We start from the raw sequence: 3,337 nt of genomic DNA on the forward strand, positions 1-3,337 counted from the left end.
GAATTTGATTGCTCTGAAAGTAATGTGAGAAAAGCTAGCTCAGAATTATGGCAGATAATTTCAGAAAAGTTAGAGGAAAAGGTTACTAAATCAAATTTTCGCTCGGCAATAGAGAGGTGGCAAAACTCTAACATTTTAAACCTTGCACAAGATGTTGTAGTGAGTGACAGTTTCAACATTTGCGAAAAAGAAAGACACCCCCCAGATACACCAAACTCACACCAACCTAACCAACAAAAATCTCACCCCACACAACCCACAACACCACATCAAGACTTAGACGAAATGCCAGAGTTAGGCGACTTCTACAACCGCACCACCGAACTCGAAACCCTAACTACCTGGATTTTACAACAACATTGTCGCCTCATCACACTCACAGGTATCATTGGTATCGGCAAAACCACATTAGCAGTAAAACTAGTTCAACAAATTCAACATAATTTTGACTATGTAATTTGGCGCAGTCTCGAAACATCCCCCACTTTTGCCGAATTTAAAACTGACTTAGTTCAATTTTTCTCCCAGTCTCAACCCCAAAACTCACTCGAAAACACACAAAAACCCTTACCTCTAATCAAATATTTACAGAAGCATCCCTGTTTAGTCGTCTTGGATGACATTCATCATCTTTTCAGTAGTGGGGAGTTTGCAGGAAAGTACAAAACAGGATACGAAAACTATGACTCCTTTTTCAAACAGATAGAAAAATTATCCCATCAAAATTGCTTGCTATTAATAGGTTGGGAACAACCCATTAAACTTGCTCAACTCAAAAGCCAAAAAACACCAATTCCTATTTTGCAACTGACTGGTTTAGATGTCGCTAGTGCCAAAGAAATACTCAGAGATTATGGTTTAAAAGAAATTGAAACATGGGAAAAGCTCATTCACCACTATCAAGGCAACCCTTCATGGTTAAAAAGTGTGGCAAGTCAAATTCAAGAGTCGGTAGAAAATTTGATTGAGTTATTGCCCGATGATGCCATCTTATTACCAGAAGATTTGAAAGATACTTTACAACAGCAGAGCGATCGCCTCTCCCAACCAGAAAAACAAACCTTGTCACTTTTAGCAACAAAAAATCAACCTATTAGTCTGGCGCAACTGTTAGACACGACACAAATGTCACCATCAGATTTACTCAACACATTACAATCATTGTGTCGGCGTTCCCTCATTGAAAAACAAGAAAATCTCTACAGTGTGCCACCTGTACTCAGGGAATATTATATAGAATCCGATTGAATAGTTGTCATGGCGACGATAGGAAGCAATCTCAGGGTTTTAGGAGATTGCTTCCTTCTTTCTTAATATGCTTTGACATCCTCCCCAGCCTAAAGGCACGGGGATTCCTACTGAGCCATAGCTCCTCGGCGGGTTGACGCTTCACAGGGTGCTGCTTCCTTGGCGGTAGTCTAACGCTTCCCTCCACATCCGTTTAGAGTTTCCGAGTGCCCCCCGGCAACTAATAAAACTGTAGCATATATTCAATTCACTTACAAATAAAATAAAAAGTCGCCCTACAAGGGCGAGGCTTTAAACCCAATTTTTCGGTAATATATTGTAGGGACGTTCCATGGAACTTCTTATTTATTTTACTTTTTGTTAAATGTTTATTCCCTCTTCCCTCTTCCTTCTTCCCTCTTCCCTCTTCCTTCTTCCTTCTTCCACAGAAGCTTGGACATTTATCTTCGTAACAATTTCCTTGATGCTCTACCTATACATCGGGTGGCGATCGCGAGTCCAGGATAGCAAAGGCTTTTTTGTTGCAGATCGAGGTGTACCTGCAATTGCTAATGGTGCTGCCACAGCAGCGGACTTTATGTCGGCAGTTTCATTTATTTCTATAGCAGGAGCAGTGTCAATTTTAGGTTATGATGGTTCTTATTACGTAATAGCAGGAACAGGAGGTTATGTACTCTTAGGGTTGCTACTTGCTCCATATCTGCGAAAGTTCGGGAAATATACCTTACCAGATTTTATAGGCGATCGCTACTACTCTAATATTGCTCGTATCGTTGCGGTTATTGCTGCCCTCATTATCTCCATAACTTTTGTTGTCGGGCAAATGCGGGGTGTTGGTATTGTCTTCAGTCGATTTTTGCAAGTTCCTATTGAAGTTGGTGTCGTTATCGGTATGGTTATAGTTGCCTTCTTCGCAATATTAGGAGGGATGAAAGGCATTACTTGGACTCAGGTCGCCCAATACTTTATACTTATTGTTGCTTATTTGATACCAGCTATTGCTATTTGTAATATTCTCACAAATATTCCGGTTCCAGAATTAGCTTTTACCTTTGGTGATATTGTCGAAAAACTTAATCAAGTTCAGATTGACTTAGGTTTTCCAGAATATACTGCTGCCTTCAGCAAAAAAACTATGTTGGATGTTCTATTCATCACTATTTCCGGCATGGTAGGTCTTGCTAGTTTACCCCACGTTATTGTTCGTTTCTATACTGTACCTAATATAACAGCAGCTAGATATTCTGTGGCTTGGGCATTATTGTTTGTTGCCATTTTTTCAACAACTGTTCCTGCTTTAGCTGCTTCTGCACGATACAACTTAATTGATAATTTACACAACAAAACTGTGGAGGAGGTGCAACAGTTAGACTGGGCGACAAAGTGGCAAAATACAGGTTTGTTAGAATTCACCGATAAAAATAACGACGGTCGTTTGCAATTCACCCCAGATACAGAGACTAATGAAATCATTCTTGACCCGGATATTATTACTCTCTCTACTCCAGAAGTAGCAAAACTCGCTCCTTGGGTAATTGCGTTAGTAGCAGCAGGAGGGTTAGCTGCTGCTTTGTCTACAGCATCAGGTTTGTTATTAGTAATTTCTAGTGCTATTGCTCACGATATTTACTACCGCCTCATTAACCCAGAAGCATCAGAGTCACAAAGATTAATGTTAGGCAGAATAATGGTAGTATTGGCGATCGCCTTTGCTGGTTATTTCGGCATCAACCCCCCCGGTTTTGTGATTGAGATAGCAACTTTGGGAGTTGGTGTCGCTGCTGCTACTTTTTTTCCAGCAATTATTTTGGGAGTGTTTGACAAACGCACTAACCGGGAAGGAGCGATAAGTGGTATGGTAATTGGTTTGGTGTTTACAACTATCTATATTATTGGTGTAAGATTTTATGGAATGCCGACATGGTTTCTAGAGTTATCCGATCAGGGTATTGGTACAGTAGGAATGTTATTGAATTTTGTTGTGACTTTGGTAGTATCTCGGATGACACCTCCTCCACCATTGGAAATACAAGAGATGGTAGAAGAATTGCGATCGCCTTTAGGTGAAGTCAGAAGTTAGAAGTTAGAA

Annotated in this window: 2 protein-coding genes; both read left to right on the forward strand. The window is 40.3% G+C overall.

All coding sequences use genetic code 11. From position 1 onward, the window contains the following. A partial coding sequence (locus AC3DU7_RS29175; protein ID WP_488042751.1) for an NB-ARC domain-containing protein occupies window positions 1-1,248 on the forward strand: 1,248 nt, incomplete at its 5' end. A gap of 364 nt (window positions 1,249-1,612) precedes the next feature. Beyond that, on the forward strand, window positions 1,613-3,328 hold the full coding sequence (locus AC3DU7_RS29180) for a sodium:solute symporter family protein (protein ID WP_488042752.1): 1,716 nt from the start codon (window positions 1,613-1,615) through the stop codon (window positions 3,326-3,328). Window positions 3,329-3,337 lie beyond the last annotated feature (9 nt).

It is taken from the genome of Okeania sp. (genome assembly GCF_983059655.1).